Origin of the sequence: Oceanobacillus locisalsi (assembly GCF_042675985.1) — a bacterium.
GTDB lineage: Bacteria > Bacillota > Bacilli > Bacillales > Amphibacillaceae > Oceanobacillus > Oceanobacillus locisalsi.
In genome coordinates, this window is the sequence record NZ_JBHTKK010000002.1 from 326084 (window position 1) to 344786 (window position 18703).

The following is an 18703-nucleotide window of genomic DNA, read 5'->3' on the forward strand; positions in this document are numbered from 1 at the left end:
TCAGAGGAGAATCCAATTTGAATAAACAAGATATTGCAGATATTAAAAAACAATTCAAAGTAAATAATGATTTATTAAAGATACAGGATATTTTCAATGTATATATTATGAAAGAATCGAGTGAAATCTATCATTATGAAAGTACGCCGTTTGAAATGCTGGAGGATGAACAGAAGGATCTGTTCATGGCAAATTTTAAAAAGGTGCTTACCGGACAACTCGATCAGAAATTATTTGAATTAAAATTTCAGCGAGATGTGGAAGACAGCAGCCAGCTTATCCTGCATAAAGGGATGCTTTCAAACGATACAGAGGAATGGAAGTCGCAAATGCTGGAAATTGTAGCGAAAATGCTCAAGGATAAGCAGTATGAAATGGATATTGTGATTACATTTATTCATGGGGAGTACTCGAAGCCAACGAAACGGTCGAATGAAGAGGCGGAAGAAAGCGGCAGAAACAGGGTGTATTCGAGTCCGTTTATTTTATGCAGTATCAATAAAACGATGGATCCGAAAAAAGAACTGCTGTTTGATTATGTAGAGAAGGAATTTAAATATCATTTTGTAGTGGATCCGGTGATTAATTTAAAACAACCGATCGGCGGTTTCTTATTCCCTGCTTTCACAGGCGGTGCTGCAGATGTGAACCATGTGCTCTATACGGCGGCGAAACCATTTGAGCTGGATTATCATTTTATTGAAGAAGTGCTGAATGCGGAGGAAGCAACCACAGCTGAGGATGATAAGGTCGTATTCGAGGAAATTGTCAAAGATGTTGCCGGCGAGCAGATCAATACGAACACACTCGCCAATGTATATGATGAAATTCAACGTGTGGTGGAAGAAAACGAAGAACCGGATGCACCAAGGCTGGATTACAAAGATGTAGAGCAAGTGTTAACCAGCAGCGGTGTGAAGGATATTGATTCTGAAAAAGTCGAGTCCGCTTTTAAAAAGGTGATTGACGATGAAAAATATGAGTTAAAGGCTACCAGTGTAGTACCGAAATATACATCAAAGTCGATTAAAATTAAAACAAAGGCAGCGGATATCAAAGTATGCCCGCAAGATTTGCGTTATGTCCGCCAGACAACGCTGAACGGAAAGCTCTGTTTGATGATTGAAGTGGAAGAGAACACGGTGATTGAAGGATTTGAAATGATTCCGGAAGCGATATTCCATAAAGTAGAAGAGGAAGAATAATTGGGGAAGTCTCTTAGCCGAAATGACGGCTGAGAGGCTTTTTCAGAGATATAAAAAAGGGAACTGGATGATTATATTTGTTGCATTTACAGCAATAGGTAGATACTTTACAATAAGAGCAATTATCATTTTTATTAAGCGCAAATAGATTCAGAGAGGGGAGCAGCAATGAACTGTAAAAAAGTAACCGAGGAACAGGATTTACAGAAAGTTTTTGAGATTCGAAAAGAAATTTTTGTAAAAGAGCAGGAAGTGGCGGAAGAAGAGGAATTTGATGCATTTGATTCGCTGGATGCGGATTGCGATCATATTTTAGTATATTACGATAACCAGCCTGTGGGAACAGGCAGAGTGAGAACAGTGGAAGGTGTCGGGAAATTAGAGCGCATCTGTATTTTGAAGCCTTATCGTCAATACGGACTTGGCAAGGTTATCGTACAGTGTTTAGAAGACATCGTGCAGGAACATGGTTTGCCGCGCGCGAAACTGCATGGACAAACGCATGCAGAAGGTTTTTATCATAAATTGGGCTATGAAACAGCTTCGGAGGCATTTATGGAAGATGGGATTCCGCATTATTTGATGGTGAAGCAGTTTCGTTAACACTTTACATATAACGTCACACCCGATAAGGAGGAAGCATGCAACAAAAGGTAGAAAACAAAGGGGTTATTATCGTTACACTGGCAACAGCGTTTTTATTAACGTTTTGCCAGTTTCTGTTGATTACATCTTATCCGGCGATTATGAACGAATTTCAGATTAATGCCACGGAAGTACAATGGCTGACGACGATTTATTTATTAACAACAATTGTATTTATTCCGTTGACCGGTTATTTATCGAATCGATTTTCAACCAAAACGCTGCTCATTTTTGCACTGCTTTGCATGGCTGCCGGCCTTATTGTCGGTGCATTTTCACAAAGTTTTATACAACTGATTTTTTCCAGGGCTATTCAAGCAGTTGGAACTGGTGTGATATTGCCTGTGATTCAAACGATTTTAATTACGGTATTTCCCAGATCGAGAAGAGGGTTTGCTCTCGGGCTGCTCGGGGGTGTTATTAATGTCGCGCCGGCAAGCGCACCATCTTTAACCGGGATGATTATTGATGTTTTTCATTGGCGTATGCTTCATTGGTTTATGCTGCCGTTGGTGCTGATTCTTTTGGGATGTGCGGTTTTCTATATGAAGGATGTGCTGCAAAAACAGGCCGCGCGGTTGGATATTCTTTCTGTAATCCTTTCGGCAGGGGCTTTTTCTTTGTTTATTTTTAGTATCAGTAATATCAGTACTGCCGGAATGGATTTCTATGTCGTGATTTTACCATTCTTCATCAGTGTTATTTTATTGTATCTATTTGTACGGCGGCAATTGGCGGATGATGTTCCGGTGCTCAATGTCCGTCTCTTTCAAAACCGGACATTCCTATTAGCTGTCATTCTTATTTTTATGAATATGATGTTATTATTATCTGCAGAAACAATCTTGCCGATGTTTGCACAGAATGTATTGGAAACAAGTGCTTTTCTATCCGGCTTTTTATTAGTTCCTGGTACGATTCTGCTGTGTATTGTTTCTGTCGTCTCTGGTAATTTATATGATCAGTATGGAGGCCGAATATTAGCTATTACCGGTTTTGCTTTTACACTGCTGTCTTTAGTACTGATGACAACGGTGCAAATGAACAGTTCTCCATTCTTTATCATGATTTATTATTGTTTCTTTATGATAGGTTTTGGTTTGTCGCTGCAGCCGCTGGTTTCTGTCAGCGTCAATGTCTTGGACGAAAAGGAAATGGCCCATAATTCAGCGATTGTGAATACGGTCCGTCAATTAGGGATGGCTTTTGGTGTGGTGATTCTGACAACGGTTATCAGTGTAACAACTGCAGTTATGGATGCGCCGGAACAGGTAGGAACCTATTGGGGGACGACGTATGCATTGATTATTATGGCTGTCACAGCATTGCTTGGTATGCTGCTGTCCATTCGAATCCGGGAGAAAAAAGAATAGCAGGATTTCAATGAAAAAGCATAAATGTTGAATGGATGGTATTTATGCTTTTAAATAGTTGTTAGAATCTGTTTAAGCTGGAAAGGGAACGTGTTTATCATGAAATTAAGTGTATTAGATCAATCCCCGATTTCTATGGGGGAGACACCGGAAATGGCATTACAGCATACATTGGAACTGGCAAAATGGACAGAAGAACTCGGTTATCACCGCTACTGGGTAGCAGAACATCATAATACAAATGGACTGGCTATTTCAGCACCGGAAATTGTGATGGCGCGAATTGCTTCTGTCACAAACCATATTCGTGTAGGTTCCGGCGGGATTTTGCTGCCGCAGTACAGTGCTTATAAAGTCGCTGAGATTGGGAAAACATTAGCGGCATTTTTCCCCAATCGAATCGATATTGGTGTGGGAAATTCTCCTGGAGGTTCACAGCAGACAAGAGCAGCGCTGATAGATAATCCAAGCGGAAGTTTAACTGAATTTCCTCAGCAGGTTGCTGATTTGCAAGGTTTTTTGCATAATTCCTTGCCGCGGGACCATGATTTTCGTTTAGTAAAAGCAAGTCCGCGAGTGGAACAGGCGCCGCCACTTTGGATGTTAGGATTATCAGAGCGCAGTGCCAAACACGCAGCTGAATTAGGAGCGGGTTTTATATTTGGGCATTTTATCTATCCGGGAAGCGGTGTGAAAGCACTTCAAGCATATCGGGATCACTTTTCTCCTTCTGTGGATAGAGAAGCCCCTGAGTCGATGGCATGTATTTTCATTGTCTGCGCAGAGACAGAAGAAGAAGCGGAGGAGCATGCGCTGACGCAGGATAAATGGTTATTGAATGTGAGTAAAGGGTTAGGAACCAAGGTAGTGTCTGCTGAGGCTGTCCGCAGGGATGAAGGAAAACTAAGTACAGAAGATAAAGAGATGATCAAAAAGAACAGGGAAAGGTGTATTGTTGGCACACCGGAAACAGTGAAGCAGCAGCTACTTGCTTTACAAGAGAAATACCAGACGGATGAGTTTATGGTTATCAATAATACGTTTGATTTTGAAGCCAAGAAAAAATCGTATCGTTTGTTGGCTGAAGCAATGCTTTAACCGGATATGTGTATAACATTATCTTCTTAAGAAAGTCAGGGGTCTTGATATGGAAAAAAACGTATGGACAGATCAGCGTTATAAGGCGGCCAATCGGGAAGCGTGGATTGGTCTTGGTCTTGTTATTTTTAATTTTATCTGGTGGTATGGTTTTGCTTACGGGCTAGGAAGTAAGTCTCCAGAAGATTATCATTACATTTTTGGATTTCCAGCGTGGTTTTTCTTCAGTTGTATTCTAGGCTTTATTGTCATGATGATCTTAACGGTATTCGTGGTGAAATTCTTTTTTAAAGATATGTCTTTGGAAACAGAAGAGGAAGAATAGCAGGGTGACATCCCAGCTTTTGAGCAAAGGAGAAAAATATGAATTGGGAAGCGGTTGTACCACTATTTATATTAATTGTGATTATTTTTATCATCGGGATTGGAGCAGGGAAATTTGTCAGCCGCTCAGATGCGTTTTTACAGGAATATTTTCTGGGCGGAAGAAGCCTGGGCGGTTTTATTTTGGCGATGACGCTTGTCACGACGTATGGCAGTGCGAGCAGTTTTTTGAGCGGTCCGGGAACAGCGTATAATGAAGGACTTGGCTGGGTGTTGTTATCGATGACACAGCTCGCTTCCGGTTATTTTGTATTAATGATATTAGGAAAACGTTTTGCAATTGTAACAAGAAAGTATAAGGCCGTTACGATTGTTGATTTCTTAAAGGAAAGATATCAATCCAAATGGGTGGTTATTCTTTCGGCAGTCAGTATTCTAATCTTCCTGTTCTCGGCGATGTCAGCACAGTGGATCGGCGGGGCAAGACTGGTGCAATCGTTGACGGGGATATCTTATTTTACGGCGTTATGTATTTTTTCGCTGGCTGTTATTATATATGTTGTCATCGGCGGTTTTCGGGCAGTAGCAGTCACGGACGGCATTCAAGGTATTATTATGTTTTTAGGAACGCTTATTTTACTTGTCGCCGTCATTATTGCTGGCGGCGGTGTTTCGCAAATTATGCGCGACTTAACGGCGGAGAATCCCAATCTGATTACGCCATTTGGTGCAGATGGAAGCTTGACACCTGCTTATGTTTCCTCCTTCTGGATACTGGTTGGTGTCGGTGTGGTCGCCTTGCCGCAAATTGCAGTTCGTGCGATGTCTTATAAAAATACAAAGGCGCTGCATCGCGGTATTATTATCAGTACATTTGTGGTCGGTTTTATTATGTTAAATATGCATTTAATCGGTGTGTTTGGAAGAACCGTTCTTCCTGGCATTGAAGTCGGGGATACAGTGATGCCGGAACTGGCACAGGCTGTCCTGCCAGGGTGGGTAGCGGGAATTGTCTTGGCTGCACCGATGGCAGCGATCATGACCACGGTGAATTCCCTGTTGTTAATGGTAAGTTCGACGATTGTAAAGGATGTTTATTTAAATTACGTACGTCCAAATGCAAGTGATAAAACAATCCGTACATGGAGTATGGGTACGACTGCATGTATAGGAATAATCGTTGTTTTGATGTCTCTACAGCCGCCGGATTTAATTATCTGGCTGAATTTATTTTCCATGGGTGGTTTAGAAGCTGCTTTTATCTGGCCGATTATTCTTGGTCTTTACTGGAAGAGAGGGACCAGGCATGGAGCAATTGCTTCGATGCTTACCGGTGTCATCAGTTATATTATCTTTGAAACAAGCTACCCGCAGCCGTTTGGCATGCATTCTGTTGTCACTTCGATGGTGCTGGCTCTCGTTGCATATGTTGCAGGGAGTTTATTCATTAAAAAAGATGCGATAGCAAGGTGAAATGATATAAAATTGGACCGGGTTTGGTTTATACTTAAAATAAAGGGAAAGCTTAAGCAGACAGTGTCGGAGGTGGATGATTATGAAGAAGCAACGCCATGATGCATTGAAGCCATTATCTCATCACCATCATCATGCATTGGTACAAGCGATGGCATTAAAGCAGGCTGGTACAGAAAAGACGGAGCAATCTTTAGGGGAATCTTTCAGGAGTCTGGTTGACTATTGGGAAAAGGACGCAGTATCCCATTTTCGGGATGAAGAAGAAATTTTGCTGCCGCTTTATGATGCGTATGCGGAAGAACCGGAAACGGAGTTAATGAAAGAGATGCTTTTTCAGCATATGCAAATTCGCAGCCTTGTTTATGCTATTCGTGAAAACAGAGAAGATCCATATGATAAGATGCACCGCCTTGGCGAGCTCTTAGAGAAAAATGTCCGGTTGGAAGAGAGAGAAATCTTTCCGGTTATAGAGGAAGCTGTGCCGGATAAGTATCTGCAGCAGGCTTATGGAGCATTTCATCGGGATTCCTACAGTGGTTTTTAAATGGAATGAAAAATACGGATTGCCGGCAAATACAGCCGAAATCCGTATTTTTATGTTTCCTGGCATCTAGCAGAGATGTAATCATTACGTGGAACTTCATTCACGATGTACAGCTCTTTACGAAGAGGGAAAGAGCATTCCCAAATGTTTTACGGAACGGTTGAAGGTGAATAGAACACTAAAAAGAGTTGGATAAAGGAGGAGCTTTGATGGAACATTTAGCAATGGATACGATGAAAAGGATTGCCACCTGGGGGAAAATTGTAGGAGCAACATCGATCATATTCGGTGTGATATCGGCTATTTTCAGTGCGGCTGCTAATCCTGCTGGTATATTTTCCGGTGTTGTTTCGATTATTACCGGTTATCTTTTCTATCAAACCGGTGTAGAAGCTTCTAATATAATGTCTGCCAGTGATGTAACGGTGGATCATGTGAATAAATTATTGAGCAGGTACGGTACATTATTATTAATTATGGGTATTTTAACTATTATTTCGCTGGTTTTATTTATTCCTGCAATTATTCTTTTAATGATGTAATGTTGGATGAAGGGGTCCCAATGATCTGGACATTCGCAAGCATGACGGCGAAGGGACTATTTGAAAGATATGTCTTTCAAATAATCAAAGAACAAAATATAGAGCGAAAAAGCGTTTTGCTAACTTGGTTTACAGAAAAAATGCTGATGGAAGAATTAACTCCTCCATCAGCATTTTTTAGATTTCCTTAGCCAATTCAATAAAATAATCCAAGCTATCCGGATTAATTAGTGAGCCTTTGTTAATAACCTCAGCGGCGTCCTGCCCCATCAGAATCTTTTTAACAGGAATTTCAACTTTCTTTCCATTCAGGGTTTGCGGAAGTTCTTTCAGCTCATAAATATGCGTCGGCACATGCCTTGGTGAACAATGGGTCCGCAGCTGTTGTTTGATATCCTGCTTGATCGCCTCTGTTAATTCTCCGCCGTCTTTGACAACAACAAATAACGGCGTAATCGAATCGCCATTTCCTTTTGGCAAATCAATAATCAGACTGTCCTCAACTGCAGCAACATAATCTGTTACACGGTAAATTTCACTCGTCCCAATCCGGATGCCTCCCCGATTAATTGTCGCATCTGACCTTCCATAAATGACCGCCGTATTTCTATCGGTTAATTTGATATAGTCTCCATGACACCAAATGCCTGGAAACGTATCAAAATAACTATGATACATCCGTAACCCGGATTCATCATTCCAGAAATAAATCGGCATACTTGGAAATGGAGCGGTTAAGACAAGTTCACCAATTTCATTGGTTAATGCATTGCCGTCTGCATCAAAGCTTTCTATTTTTGCTCCCAGTCCGGGACATTGAATTTCTCCTGCATAGACCGGGAGAGTGGGAGACCCCAGCAAGAAAGCAGTACATACGTCAGTTCCTCCGCTTGCAGAAGAAACAAAAATATCATCTTTTACATCGGTATAGCACCACGCAAATCCTTCTGGAGAAAGAGGGGAACCGGTTGAGCTGATATTTTGTAAATGGGATAAATCAAAATCCCTTTTCGGCGACAGGTTTTCATTCATAGAAGAAGTGATATAGCTGGCGCTGGTGCCGAAAACATTCATTTTTGTCTGCTCGGCAAGGCGCCACAATGCTTGTTTGTCCGGATAAACCGGACTGCCATCATAGAGAATGATCGTAGACCCTGTCAGCAAGCCTCCGATAAGGAAATTCCACATCATCCAGCCGGTGGTAGTAAACCAAAAGAACCGTGAGCCCGATGTTAAGTCCATATGCAGATGGAGGGCTTTCAAGTGTTCTAATAAAATCCCGCCCTGGCTGTGTACGATAGGTTTAGGCTTTCCTGTTGTTCCGGAAGAGTATAATATCCAGATTGGGTCATTAAAAGCAACTGGAGTATAGGTTAACTCCAACTTTTCATGACTGGTCGTTGCTTCCATCCAGGAAATGGGGTTAACACAGTCATTAAAATTCGCTTGCTGGTCTAAGTAAGGAATGGTAATGGTTGTTTGTAAAGAAGGAAGTGCAGATTGCAGCTCTTTCACAACCTCCAATCTATTAAACTTTTTCCCGTTATACGTATACCCATCCACTGTAATCATTGCTTTTGGTTCAATTTGTTGGAAGCGATCCATCACACTTTGTGTCCCGAAGTCAGGAGAAGCGCTGGACCAGATAGCTCCTAAACTGGCTGTTGCCAGAAAAGCAACTACCGTTTCATAAATATTTGGCGCATAACAGGCTACTCTATCCCCTTTTTGAATCCCTTGTTTTTCCAATGTTTGTTGAAGGGCAGCCGTATCCTGATACAGCTTTTCCCAAGAAATCTCTTGCAGCTCCCGGTTTTCGGATGTATGCATAATAGCCGGGCTGTTTAGGGACTTATTTCGAAAAACATGTTCTGTATAATTAATTCTTGCTTCCGGAAACCATGTTGTTCCCATGATTTGGTTTCCGGAACGTACCGTTTGATAAGGCTGGTACGATTGGACATTAAAATATTCCCAAATAGATTCCCAAAATGTATCGATATCCTCTACAGACCATTTCCATAAGTTATAGTAATCATTTGTCTGGATGTGTTTGTATTCTTGTAACCAAGTGCGGTAAGAAGTGATATTCGACTGTTCCACTTGTGTTTTACTAGGTTCATATAGCAATGTACCTTCTTGTATCTCCATTTGTAAACTCCCCCTTCCATTACTCCGATATTACTATTATAGGAAAACGCTTACCATACGTAAAGAATTTAAAATGGAAAATATAAGTTCTGAACACTTTTTAAATGCGTATATAAAGAAGCTGATTCAGAAGCGGTGACTACGCTGAATCAGCTTTTACCTTTTTATTTTGATTTTGCTGCTTGTGTCATTTGATGCCAGACGGAACCCTTCGCCTGTTCACCGCCTTGAATACGTTCTAATGCGATATTCATTTGCATGCGGACTTCGAACTCTGTTTCGTCAGCAGCAGCTTCTTGCAGTGCGGAAACAGCAGATTCGTCGCCGGCTTCATATAAATACATAGCACCGCGCCAGCGGACAATGCGGCTTTTATCCTTTAATGTTTCGATCATATTGGGAATCGCTTCTGTATAGCCTAAGTCAGAAATACAATCGCCGGCTGTGCGGCGGACATTGACGGCTTTATCGGCTAATGCTTCATATAGTAATGGCAATGCTGCTTTATCTTCCAGCATGCCTAAATAAGCAGTTGCCAATCTGCGGATAGAAGTTTTTTCATCATGGATTGCTTTCTCCAAAAGGGTGAGATCGTCCAAGGTCGGATCCAGCCGGTCCAATGCCGCATAGCGTTCGCGCCAATCTGGATGATCCAGTTTTTCCAACGGCACATGCTGATAGTAGTTTGTTGTGTTGTCTACACTTTCATCTATCTGCAAAGCGATATTGACTAAGATATCCAATTGCTTTTGCCCGTAGCTTGCCTTTAATTCTTCTACCACATCATTGCCGATTTCATCGATATCCCCGTAACGCGGGTGCTGTTCTTCCCATTTCCGGTCCATCAGGACATTTTCAGAAGCGGGAGAGGCTTCCATTACAGCATTGGAAAACCGTTCCGGCAGGCCAAAACGTTTCTCTTGGTCTTCTTCTTCCAGCTTCACCTGCATGGGAATGCCGAAAAACTTTTGAATGAATACCCGAACCTCCCCGAATGCTTCCGCCGGTTCTTGATTTACATTGGCAGTTTCAGGTGAGTCAACTAATGATTCATCTGAACCCAATACACTTTTAACTTGCGGCAGGAGTTCTTCCCAAGGCGTCTTAGGGTTTCTTCCCAATGCAATAAAATCGACAACACGGTAAATATTTTTAACACCACCTAAAGCAAAAAGCTCCTGAACATATACCGGTGCGTCGGATAAATCATCTTTGATATTATAATTATACGTTTCATCAGGAGGTAAACTCTCATTTACATTGATTTTCATCGAATGCGGGCTTGGTGTCGGTTCTATAGAAACAATTTTCATGAATATAATACTCCCTTACCGTTGATATGCTTCCATTACGTTGATTAATTCACGTAAATAATCCGGTAAATCCGGCGGTCTTCTGCTGGAAACAAGATGCCCGTCAGAAATCGCAGGCTCGTCCACCCATGTTGCACCGGCGTTCGTCATATCATCTTTGATTCCCGGTGTACTGGTGACCGTTTTGCCTTCTAAAATATTGGCAGAAATTAAGACCCAGCCAGCATGGCAAATTTGACCAATCGGCTTTTGTTGCGCATTCATATGCTGCACGAAGCGGATAACTTCGGGAAAACGACGCAATTTATCCGGAGCCCATCCGCCGGGAACCAAGATAGCATCATAATCTTCTGGATTTACTTCAGAAAAAGCATAATCCGATTCGGCAGGAACGCCATATTTTCCAATATATTTCTCCTTGGCAGCCTGTCCGACTAAATCTACTTGAGCACCTTCTTCACGCAGACGATGAACAGGGTACCACAGTTCCAAATCTTCAAAATCATGATCCACAAGGGCAATCACTTTTTGATTTTGTAAACGCAACATAATCCCTCCATTCTGTATAGGATAAGTGTAACAGACTGGTATAAAAATGACGATTATAAAGTGAAACTTCCTTCAGTGGGGGAGACGCACATGGACGTGCTAGTGCAGATGTTAGGGCACGAAGTAGCGAACTTAGACTGCTTCCTCCCCACTGAATGATAAGGAACAAAGGCTGAGTTCGCGACGTCCTGGGGTTGCGGTTACTCGCCCCATCAAAAACCGTTGTACGTCGGAAAGCGGAGGGCTTGGCCGGAGCGGAAGCTATACACCATATCTTGTTCAAAAAATAGAAGGAGGCTCTAACCAAAAGCAAGCATAATAATAGAGAGTATGTTTATCCTGGAAGAGCAAGGATTATATGCTTATTCTTAAGCGCATAATTTGAGTAAATTTCACAAAATTCATTAACCTGACAACATTGAGACCTGCGATTACTCGGTCTATTAAAACCGTTGCTGCGCTTACTCGTCCCATCGAAGAGCTTTTGCGATTACTCACCCCATCGAAAAGCGTTGTCGCAACGCCTTTGTGACCTACATCCTGTAGGCCGGAACGAATTGGGCCGTTACTGGCTGTTGGATTTTCCGCTTAGAAATAACACGTTTCCTTCATTTATTGAAGTGGGAATCTTATAGCCAGTTACACTGCGAGAAAGCTTTTTCAGAGTAATCAATCAGTATGAAAAAACTGTTACGCTTTTTCCAGCGTAACAGTTTTTGAACATCCACTATTGAGTTAGTTTAAAACATCTTTAACAGCAACATATTCATAGTTTAAATCATTGGCAACTGCTTCATTTGTTACATGTCCGTGCATCACATTCACACCGCTGGCGATGGGTGCATTGTTTCGAATTGCTTTTTCTACACCCTGCTTTGCAATGTTTACTGCATAAGGCACCGTGACATTGGTTAGACCGACTGTTGCGGTACGCGGAACAGCGCCGGGGATATTGGCAACAGCATAATGAAGGACATCATGCTTGACATAAATCGGATCTTCATGGGTTGTCGAGTGATCGACTGTTTCAAAGTTGCCTCCCTGATCAATCGCAACATCCACAATCACGCTGCCCGGCTGCATTGCTTGCACCATTTCTTCTGTGACAAGTTTTGGAGCTTTTCTGCCGGGAATTAATACGGAACCAATAACCACATCAGAGTCTCTGACAGCTTCTTCAATATTTAATGGATTAGACATTAATGTTTGTATATTGGAACCGAAGATTTCTTCTAATTCTCGGAGACGCTGCGGATTTAAATCGATAATGGTTACATCCGCTCCAAGACCAATCGCTACGTGTGCAGCGTTTGTGCCGACCACACCGCCACCGATAATTGTTATTTTTCCCCGTTTGACACCCGGAATCCCGCCGAGCAGAATCCCTTTTCCGCCTTTGGATTTCTCTAAATACTGTGTACCAAGCTGTGTAGCCATGCGTCCGGCTACTTCACTCATTGGTGTTAACAACGGAAGAGAATTTCCCACTGCAATGGTTTCATAAGCAATGGCTGTGACTCCTTTTGCAACCAGTTCTTCTGTCAATCTCGCGTCGGCAGCCAAATGAAGGTAAGTGAATAATACCAGTCCTTCCCGGAAGTAGGTATATTCTGACTCAAGCGGTTCTTTTACCTTCATAATCATATCAGAGCGGTCCCAAACACTCTTCGTCTCTGTGATTATTTCCGCACCTGCCTGTTTATATTCTTCGTCTGTAAAGCCGCTTCCCAGTCCTGCTTCTTGTTCAATCAGAACGGTCTGGCCGGATTGTACAAGATGGACGACCCCGGATGGAGCCATGGCGACACGGTTTTCGTTATTCTTTATTTCTTTGGGAACTCCAATAATCATGTTTATACGCCCCTTTGTTTATCATGTATATCTATAATGATAACGCTTCCTTTGTGATATTTCATTATGGAAATGAATGAATTCAGTCTCTTTCGTTTGTGTATTTACACAAATTCTTTCTAATTACTGGAACCAAGGAAGTTAAAGTATACCCGCTTAAAGTGTCAATTTATCAGCTAATAATTCTAAATAGACTGCTATTTTTTGGTGCGGATTTTTTAAATCAAGGTGGCTGATCTCCTGGATACGTTTTAGCCGATAATTCATGGTGTTTGGGTGGATGAATAAATCCTTGGCTGTACGATGGACATTGGAATCATTCTCTAAATATTTTTCCAGCGTGTGCAATAAATGACTTTGCTGGCGTTTATCATATTGCTGCAGCAGTTGAATGTATTTATTTGTATGATGGCGTTTTTGACGATGTTCCTTGAGTATATCCACCCATTGGAATATCCCTAAATCTTCATATAGAAAACAGGAATCCAGTTCTTCTGGAAATTGCTTTTGTAAAGAAAGGCTTTGAAGGGCTTCTTCATAGGCCTGTGTCATATCTTTTGCGGAATCGTAAATTTGACTTGCCGCTCCGTGCAGGGAAGTCAGCTGCAGTTGTGTACTGATTTTTTCCTGAAAATGTTCAATGAATTGATATATTTTATCCGACGTATCGTTCTCCTTCCATAAACGAATTAATAGAATTAAATCCTGATCGTCAAATAAACGGAAGATCGTATTTACCTGCGTCATTGTTTCCGAAAGGTAGGAAGCATGTTTTTCTATTTGTGGCGTTATATGATCTTCAAAATGAAAAATGACAATAGCCAGACCATCTCGCAGTTTGATATTAAATTGTTTTTCGTAAGCTTGAATGGTATGATTACTGACAAAATCTGCTGTCAACAATTGCCAGAAAAAGTCTTTGTAAGCTTTTTCGGTATTTCGCCGGTCAGGCAGTTTTTGCAGAATATACTTTTTCACTTGATGTGCTGCTTCCTTTAGTATTTCTAAATCTTCTGCAGTATATTCTTTCATCCCTGTATGTGCCCAAATGAAACCTAATATGTCGTTCTTTTTCCATATGGAAATAGCAATCCGGTTTCCAAGTCCGATATCATGAATTTCAGGGATAATGACAGGTTGATCACTGTCAATCAGTTTCGGCATGGCACCGTTTTTCCAAAGTCCATTGATGACTTTATCAGGGACTTTTCGGTTCATAATGGTACCGATTCTTGCTTCATCAATATTTTCTGTATGTTTACTGTAGGCAAGAACATAATGATTGGCATCTTCAATGGTGACAGGGCATGCCAATACATCACTGATCGTGTCGGCAAGATCGTCTAAATTAGAAAAAGGCTGCTGCAGTGTTGCTATTTTATTTTTTTGGGTATCCATAAAAAGCACTCCTTTTGAAGAAGCATAGTCATCCACATGAAGAAAACGCTTGTATTATTTGGAATTAACGAAATAATTGGCATACTTGCTTTTTTTTGTGAAAAAAATTATTATTTTCCATAGGTTGTATTTTTATGTACTATTACGAATCATAGTTTTTGGCACAAAGCCAAAATAAATACGCTATATTTATTTTAGTATATACATAGAAAGATTGCATCTAATACTTTTGAAGACAAGGAGAAAAGGAGGAGAAAGTGTATGAGAAAATTGATGAGAATCTTCGTCATTGGAAGCGCATTCATCGGGGTGATCGTCGGCGCCGGATTCGCTTCTGGACAAGAAGTCTTGCAGTATTTTACCAGTTTTGGAATGTGGGGGATTTTAGCTGCATTTGTTTCAACAGTGCTGTTTGCTTATGTAGGAATGATGCTGGTCTGGCTGGGGAGCAGGGCGCAATCAACATCCTATAATAAAGTGATTTATAAGATAAGTGATTTTAAAATCATTGAAAAGATATTCCGTTTTAATCTTATTGGGGTTATCATAGATGCTGTTTTGGTTTTTACACTATTCGGTGTAGGGGTCGTGATGCTTGCTGGAGCAGGAGCGAATCTAGAGCAACAGTTTGGTTTGCCCGGGGTAGCGGGTGCTGTTATCATGACCGTACTGGTTCTCTTAACAGGCATGTTAAGAGTAAATAAAGTGGTCGGAATAATTAGCAGTATCACACCTTTCTTACTTATTTTTGTAGTGATTATTTCTATATACAGCTTTATGACGATGGACGGTTCTTTTTCCAATTTGGATAGCACGGCGAAAAGTCATGGACCTTTCTTTCCAAACTGGTTTATAGCTGGACTGAATTATGCGACGTTTAATACATCTGTGGGTGCGGCGATGTCTCTTGTAATGGGCAGTGCAGAAAAGGATAGAAAAACAGCTGCAATCGGCGGTCTGGCCGGCGGATTAGGACTTGGTGCAATCATTATACTCAGTTATTATGCCATCTTTGCAAAAATTGAAGAAGCAGGTCATTACGAAATGCCGATGCTGGCTATCGTCAATAATATTTCTCCCATCTTAGGTACGATTATGGCCATTGTCTTGTTTGGTATGATTTTTAATACGGCAATCAGTATGTTTTTTGCATTTGTTACCAGATTTGCTAAACAGGGAACCAAGAAATTTAATATTATTTTAGCGGTTACCTTGGTCGCCGGTTTTATATTAAGCTTTGTCGGCTTTACGGATTTGGTTTCGCAATTTTATTCACTAATCGGTTACATGGGGCTGGTATTGATTGTTGTTTTGATTATTACACCATTTAGAATGAAAAATATTCGTTTTGACGATAAGTGATTCATGAAATCATGTGAAAAACCCCGGACTATAATGCCCGGGGTTTTTCATCATATTATTATTGAAATAGGTTCTTCAGTTTAGCGACAAGTCCTTTTGAGTCATCTTCCGGATTTGTTTCTTCTTCTTCTTGTTGTTTTGTTGGTTGGTCTATATCATCGAGGTAGATATGCTCTATATCTACAGCATAAGAATAGGCGAGTACCAAGCCGATTTCCGTATCATTTTCCTGGTTGCTTACCGTTGTATGCGGTATGGAAAAGCGGTCGGCAAGTGCTTTTTCTTCTTTGAAAAAACGGTGAGATACATTTCCATTTAATAGAAGTTTTGCTTTTTTATGCTGCTTTAACTGACGCTCTAATTCGTCAATCCCTTTATCAGCCATTACTTCTCCAACGGTTAAAGCAAAGGCGACACGTTCACGTAATGCACCGAGGTACATTTTCCGTTCGCTATCTTTCGGTAATCGTGTTCCATACATGCCCTCTTGCAGGTAATCATCTACATTCTTTTTGTCCATCATATGTCATCCTTTTTGTTCATGCTTTTTAACGTCTTCATAAAGAGAACTTCATTCAATGCAAGTTGTACGGACGTTTGTTTTTCACAATAAAAGCTATTCCCCTCTAATGTACCCTATTGTGAGATATCAAGCAAAGAAAACCATTCTTTCTTCCTATTTTTCTTTAAGGTGTAAAGGAATACTTTGTTCAAAAAGGGGATGCCGTACCTTGAAGGAATCATTTTACGGGCATTTGCATTGCGATACATAGTGTATAAGAGATTATTCAAAATCTTACAGAAATGATCTGAAAAAATGTTAAGATAGGAATAGGTTATGTTATATATATTGCTGAAATGAGGGATGATTATGCAATTACATGCTAGAAAAACAATGAAGCTTCATCATGGCATTTCATTGATTGATGGTTTTGACTTTGGCGTGAGCGGCAGGACGGGAGCTTATGTGATAGAAGCAGATGAACTTACCATTGTGGAAACAGGACCGAGCCCTTCTGTACCTTATATCAAAAAAGGTTTGGAAACAATGGGGTATGCATTAACAGATGTGCAACATATCATCGTAACACATGTTCATTTAGACCACGCCGGTGGAGCTGGTCGCTTACTGGAATTTTGTCCAAACGCTCTTTTATATGTTCATCCAAGAGGAAAAAGGCATCTTATTGATCCTAAAAAATTAGCAGCAGGAGCACGCGCAATTTATGGGGAGCGTTTTTCAGAATTATATGATCCCATTGTACCAGCGGATGAGGATAGAATTGTAGAGAAAACAGAAGGAGATACATTGCAAATTTCGGAAGGACGCGTGTTAGAATTTTGGGATACGCCAGGTCATGCCAAACATCATCTGGCAATCTATGATCCGTTAAGTAACGGCATGTTTACCGGGGATACTGCCGGGATTCAATATGAGCAGTTATTTCCGCATGGATTGGATTTCTTTTTACCGACAACTTCTCCGAACCATTTTGACCCGGAGGCGATGATAGCTTCGATACAGAGATTCCGTGATAAACAATTGGATTATATTTATTTTGGACACTTTGGAGAAACGGATTTAGTAGAAGAAGCCCTGAGCCAGGTGGAGTCCTGGTTACATCTCTTTGTAAAAGAAGGAGAAGCTGCTTTTGCAGAAGGGCAAGGCTATGATGAGATTGCAAACCGTTTATTGAAACATGTCCAATCAGAACTTCGTGAACAGGGGATTGATGACGCGCATGAAGTTTATCAGATGATTCATATCGATTTGCAGTTAGACGCCCTTGGCATGGTGGATTATTTGCAGAAGAAATAAGAACGAAAGAAGCATTTTGTAAATAACTTTAAGGATGTATGCTGTTGATAAGTGAAAAGGAGTGCATCTGCAGCACTCCCTTTTCAACTTTCTGCATGAAAGAGAGGTATAGAGTATATGCGAAAAACGTTACGTATTATGGCTGTGTTTTTAATAGGTTTAATCATTGGGCTGCTATTCATGCCGCAATTATTTGGGGCATTCGATGCGAGCCTTTTGCCGTTTTTGGATTAAATATTTATTTCCTGTTTGCTTAGATCTAATTCCAGACTTACCGGGCAATGGTCGCTTCCCAATATATCCCCGTGAACTTCCATACTTTCCAGGCATTTTTCCAAAGCGCTGGACACAATAATATAATCAATACGCCAGCCGATATTTCTTTCACGGATGGTTTTCATGTAGGACCACCATGTAAAAATATCGTCGCGATCCGGATAGAAAAAGCGCAGGGTGTCTATGAAGCCATTGTTCAAAATGCGTGTCATCTTATCGCGCTCTTCTCGGGTAAAACCGGAATTGCCATGATTTGTTTTGTCATTTCTTACATCTATTTCCTGATGAGCAACGTTTAAATCTCCGCAATAAATAACCGGTTTTTTCGTATCCAACTCCTGTAAGTAATGAAACATCTTATTTTCCCACTCCAGCCGTTCCTCCAACCGGGTTAAATCGCGCTTAGAATTAGGTGTATAGACATTGACGAGATAAAATGCCGGATACTCCAATGTAATGATTCTTCCTTCTGGTTCTATTTCTCCATCTTGAAAACCATATGAAACATGAAGTGGTTCGTGTTTTGTGAAAATGGCTGTTCCGGAATATCCTTTTCGTTCAGCATAATTCCAATATTGATAATATCCTTCCAAATCCAATTCAATTTGTCCGGCCTGCAGCTTGGTTTCCTGTACAGCGAAAAAATCTGCATCTATTTCATGAAAGAAATCCAAGAACCCTTTTCGAACGCAGGCTCTGATTCCATTAACGTTCCATGTAGCTAACTTCATCTGAAATTCGTCCTTCCTGTTAATATCGTACAGTTAGTTATTCTAT

Annotated in this window: 17 protein-coding genes; 10 read left to right on the forward strand and 7 right to left on the reverse strand. The window is 41.0% G+C overall.

The genetic code is table 11. From position 1 onward, the window contains the following. The first annotated feature begins 17 nt into the window (after window positions 1-17). The 8 genes from ACFQ19_RS03750 (at window position 18) to ACFQ19_RS03785 (ending at window position 7207) form a co-directional block, all read left to right on the forward strand. Window positions 18-1205: a DUF4317 domain-containing protein gene (locus ACFQ19_RS03750; protein ID WP_379590690.1), complete on the forward strand. Its 1188-nt coding sequence runs from the start codon at window positions 18-20 to the stop codon at window positions 1203-1205. A 168-nt stretch (window positions 1206-1373) separates the two neighbouring features. Beyond that, window positions 1374-1808, forward strand: coding sequence for a GNAT family N-acetyltransferase (locus ACFQ19_RS03755; RefSeq protein ID WP_379590691.1), 435 nt, complete (start codon window positions 1374-1376; stop codon window positions 1806-1808). 38 nt (window positions 1809-1846) lie between these two features. Beyond that, the gene (locus ACFQ19_RS03760) at window positions 1847-3223 is read left to right on the forward strand and encodes an MFS transporter (RefSeq protein ID WP_379590692.1); all 1377 of its coding nucleotides are present in this window, start codon (window positions 1847-1849) and stop codon (window positions 3221-3223) included. A 96-nt stretch (window positions 3224-3319) separates the two neighbouring features. After that, entirely contained in the window at window positions 3320-4321 is a 1002-nt protein-coding gene (locus ACFQ19_RS03765) for an LLM class flavin-dependent oxidoreductase (protein ID WP_379590800.1), read from the forward strand. 49 nt (window positions 4322-4370) lie between these two features. Next, on the forward strand, window positions 4371-4646 hold the full coding sequence (locus ACFQ19_RS03770) for a YhdT family protein (RefSeq protein ID WP_379590693.1): 276 nt from the start codon (window positions 4371-4373) through the stop codon (window positions 4644-4646). A 38-nt stretch (window positions 4647-4684) separates the two neighbouring features. Beyond that, on the forward strand, window positions 4685-6118 hold the full coding sequence (gene panF / locus ACFQ19_RS03775) for a sodium/pantothenate symporter (protein WP_379590694.1): 1434 nt from the start codon (window positions 4685-4687) through the stop codon (window positions 6116-6118). An 82-nt stretch (window positions 6119-6200) separates the two neighbouring features. Next, window positions 6201-6665 carry a hemerythrin domain-containing protein gene (locus tag ACFQ19_RS03780; RefSeq protein ID WP_379590695.1) on the forward strand — a complete coding sequence of 155 codons (465 nt, stop codon included), beginning with the start codon at window positions 6201-6203 and terminating at the stop codon, window positions 6663-6665. A 209-nt stretch (window positions 6666-6874) separates the two neighbouring features. Beyond that, a complete protein-coding gene (locus tag ACFQ19_RS03785; protein WP_379590696.1) occupies window positions 6875-7207 on the forward strand; it encodes a hypothetical protein in 333 nt (110 codons plus the stop codon). 177 nt (window positions 7208-7384) lie between these two features. Here ACFQ19_RS03785 and ACFQ19_RS03790 read toward each other — a convergent pair whose 3' ends face one another. The 5 genes from ACFQ19_RS03790 to ACFQ19_RS03810 all read right to left on the reverse strand — a co-directional run bounded on the left by ACFQ19_RS03790 (window position 7385) and on the right by ACFQ19_RS03810 (window position 14469). Then, entirely contained in the window at window positions 7385-9358 is a 1974-nt protein-coding gene (locus tag ACFQ19_RS03790; RefSeq protein WP_379590698.1) for an acetoacetate--CoA ligase, read from the reverse strand. 164 nt (window positions 9359-9522) lie between these two features. Next, window positions 9523-10671, reverse strand: a complete 1149-nt coding sequence (locus tag ACFQ19_RS03795; RefSeq protein ID WP_379590699.1) for a conserved virulence factor C family protein — start codon at window positions 10669-10671, stop codon at window positions 9523-9525. A 15-nt stretch (window positions 10672-10686) separates the two neighbouring features. Continuing rightward, window positions 10687-11217: a type 1 glutamine amidotransferase domain-containing protein gene (locus ACFQ19_RS03800; RefSeq protein WP_379590700.1), complete on the reverse strand. Its 531-nt coding sequence runs from the start codon at window positions 11215-11217 to the stop codon at window positions 10687-10689. Window positions 11218-11955: 738 nt separating this feature from the next. Next, a complete protein-coding gene (gene ald, locus ACFQ19_RS03805) occupies window positions 11956-13071 on the reverse strand; it encodes an alanine dehydrogenase (RefSeq protein WP_379590701.1) in 1116 nt (371 codons plus the stop codon). A 156-nt stretch (window positions 13072-13227) separates the two neighbouring features. Next, complete coding sequence (locus ACFQ19_RS03810) at window positions 13228-14469, reverse strand: PucR family transcriptional regulator (RefSeq protein ID WP_379590702.1); 1242 nt, start codon at window positions 14467-14469, stop codon at window positions 13228-13230. 270 nt (window positions 14470-14739) lie between these two features. On the opposite strand from ACFQ19_RS03810, the gene ACFQ19_RS03815 reads away from it, so the two are divergent. Next, a complete protein-coding gene (locus ACFQ19_RS03815; RefSeq protein WP_379590801.1) occupies window positions 14740-15831 on the forward strand; it encodes a YkvI family membrane protein in 1092 nt (363 codons plus the stop codon). Window positions 15832-15889: 58 nt separating this feature from the next. Here ACFQ19_RS03815 and ACFQ19_RS03820 read toward each other — a convergent pair whose 3' ends face one another. After that, the gene (locus ACFQ19_RS03820; protein WP_379590703.1) at window positions 15890-16351 is read right to left on the reverse strand and encodes a YueI family protein; all 462 of its coding nucleotides are present in this window, start codon (window positions 16349-16351) and stop codon (window positions 15890-15892) included. A 351-nt stretch (window positions 16352-16702) separates the two neighbouring features. Here ACFQ19_RS03820 and ACFQ19_RS03825 point away from each other — a divergent pair, with 351 nt between their 5' ends. Then, entirely contained in the window at window positions 16703-17650 is a 948-nt protein-coding gene (locus ACFQ19_RS03825; RefSeq protein WP_379590704.1) for an MBL fold metallo-hydrolase, read from the forward strand. A 230-nt stretch (window positions 17651-17880) separates the two neighbouring features. On the opposite strand, the gene ACFQ19_RS03830 is transcribed toward ACFQ19_RS03825, so the two are convergent. Further along, entirely contained in the window at window positions 17881-18657 is a 777-nt protein-coding gene (locus ACFQ19_RS03830) for an exodeoxyribonuclease III (RefSeq protein WP_379590705.1), read from the reverse strand. Window positions 18658-18703 lie beyond the last annotated feature (46 nt).

Excerpts from the sequence above, each read along its gene's own strand:
- ACFQ19_RS03830 (WP_379590705.1), bottom strand. The coding sequence starts at position 18,657 with ATGAAGTTAGCTACATGGAACGTTAATGGAATCAGAGCCTGCGTTCGA.
- ACFQ19_RS03755 (WP_379590691.1), top strand. The coding sequence starts at position 1,374 with ATGAACTGTAAAAAAGTAACCGAGGAACAGGATTTACAGAAAGTTTTT.
- ald (WP_379590701.1), bottom strand. The coding sequence starts at position 13,071 with ATGATTATTGGAGTTCCCAAAGAAATAAAGAATAACGAAAACCGTGTC.
- ACFQ19_RS03795 (WP_379590699.1), bottom strand. The coding sequence starts at position 10,671 with ATGAAAATTGTTTCTATAGAACCGACACCAAGCCCGCATTCGATGAAA.
- ACFQ19_RS03770 (WP_379590693.1), top strand. The coding sequence starts at position 4,371 with ATGGAAAAAAACGTATGGACAGATCAGCGTTATAAGGCGGCCAATCGG.
- ACFQ19_RS03825 (WP_379590704.1), top strand. The coding sequence starts at position 16,703 with ATGCAATTACATGCTAGAAAAACAATGAAGCTTCATCATGGCATTTCA.
- ACFQ19_RS03820 (WP_379590703.1), bottom strand. The coding sequence starts at position 16,351 with ATGGACAAAAAGAATGTAGATGATTACCTGCAAGAGGGCATGTATGGA.
- panF (WP_379590694.1), top strand. The coding sequence starts at position 4,685 with ATGAATTGGGAAGCGGTTGTACCACTATTTATATTAATTGTGATTATT.
- ACFQ19_RS03790 (WP_379590698.1), bottom strand. The coding sequence starts at position 9,358 with ATGGAGATACAAGAAGGTACATTGCTATATGAACCTAGTAAAACACAA.
- ACFQ19_RS03760 (WP_379590692.1), top strand. The coding sequence starts at position 1,847 with ATGCAACAAAAGGTAGAAAACAAAGGGGTTATTATCGTTACACTGGCA.
- ACFQ19_RS03810 (WP_379590702.1), bottom strand. The coding sequence starts at position 14,469 with ATGGATACCCAAAAAAATAAAATAGCAACACTGCAGCAGCCTTTTTCT.
- ACFQ19_RS03780 (WP_379590695.1), top strand. The coding sequence starts at position 6,201 with ATGAAGAAGCAACGCCATGATGCATTGAAGCCATTATCTCATCACCAT.
- ACFQ19_RS03785 (WP_379590696.1), top strand. The coding sequence starts at position 6,875 with ATGGAACATTTAGCAATGGATACGATGAAAAGGATTGCCACCTGGGGG.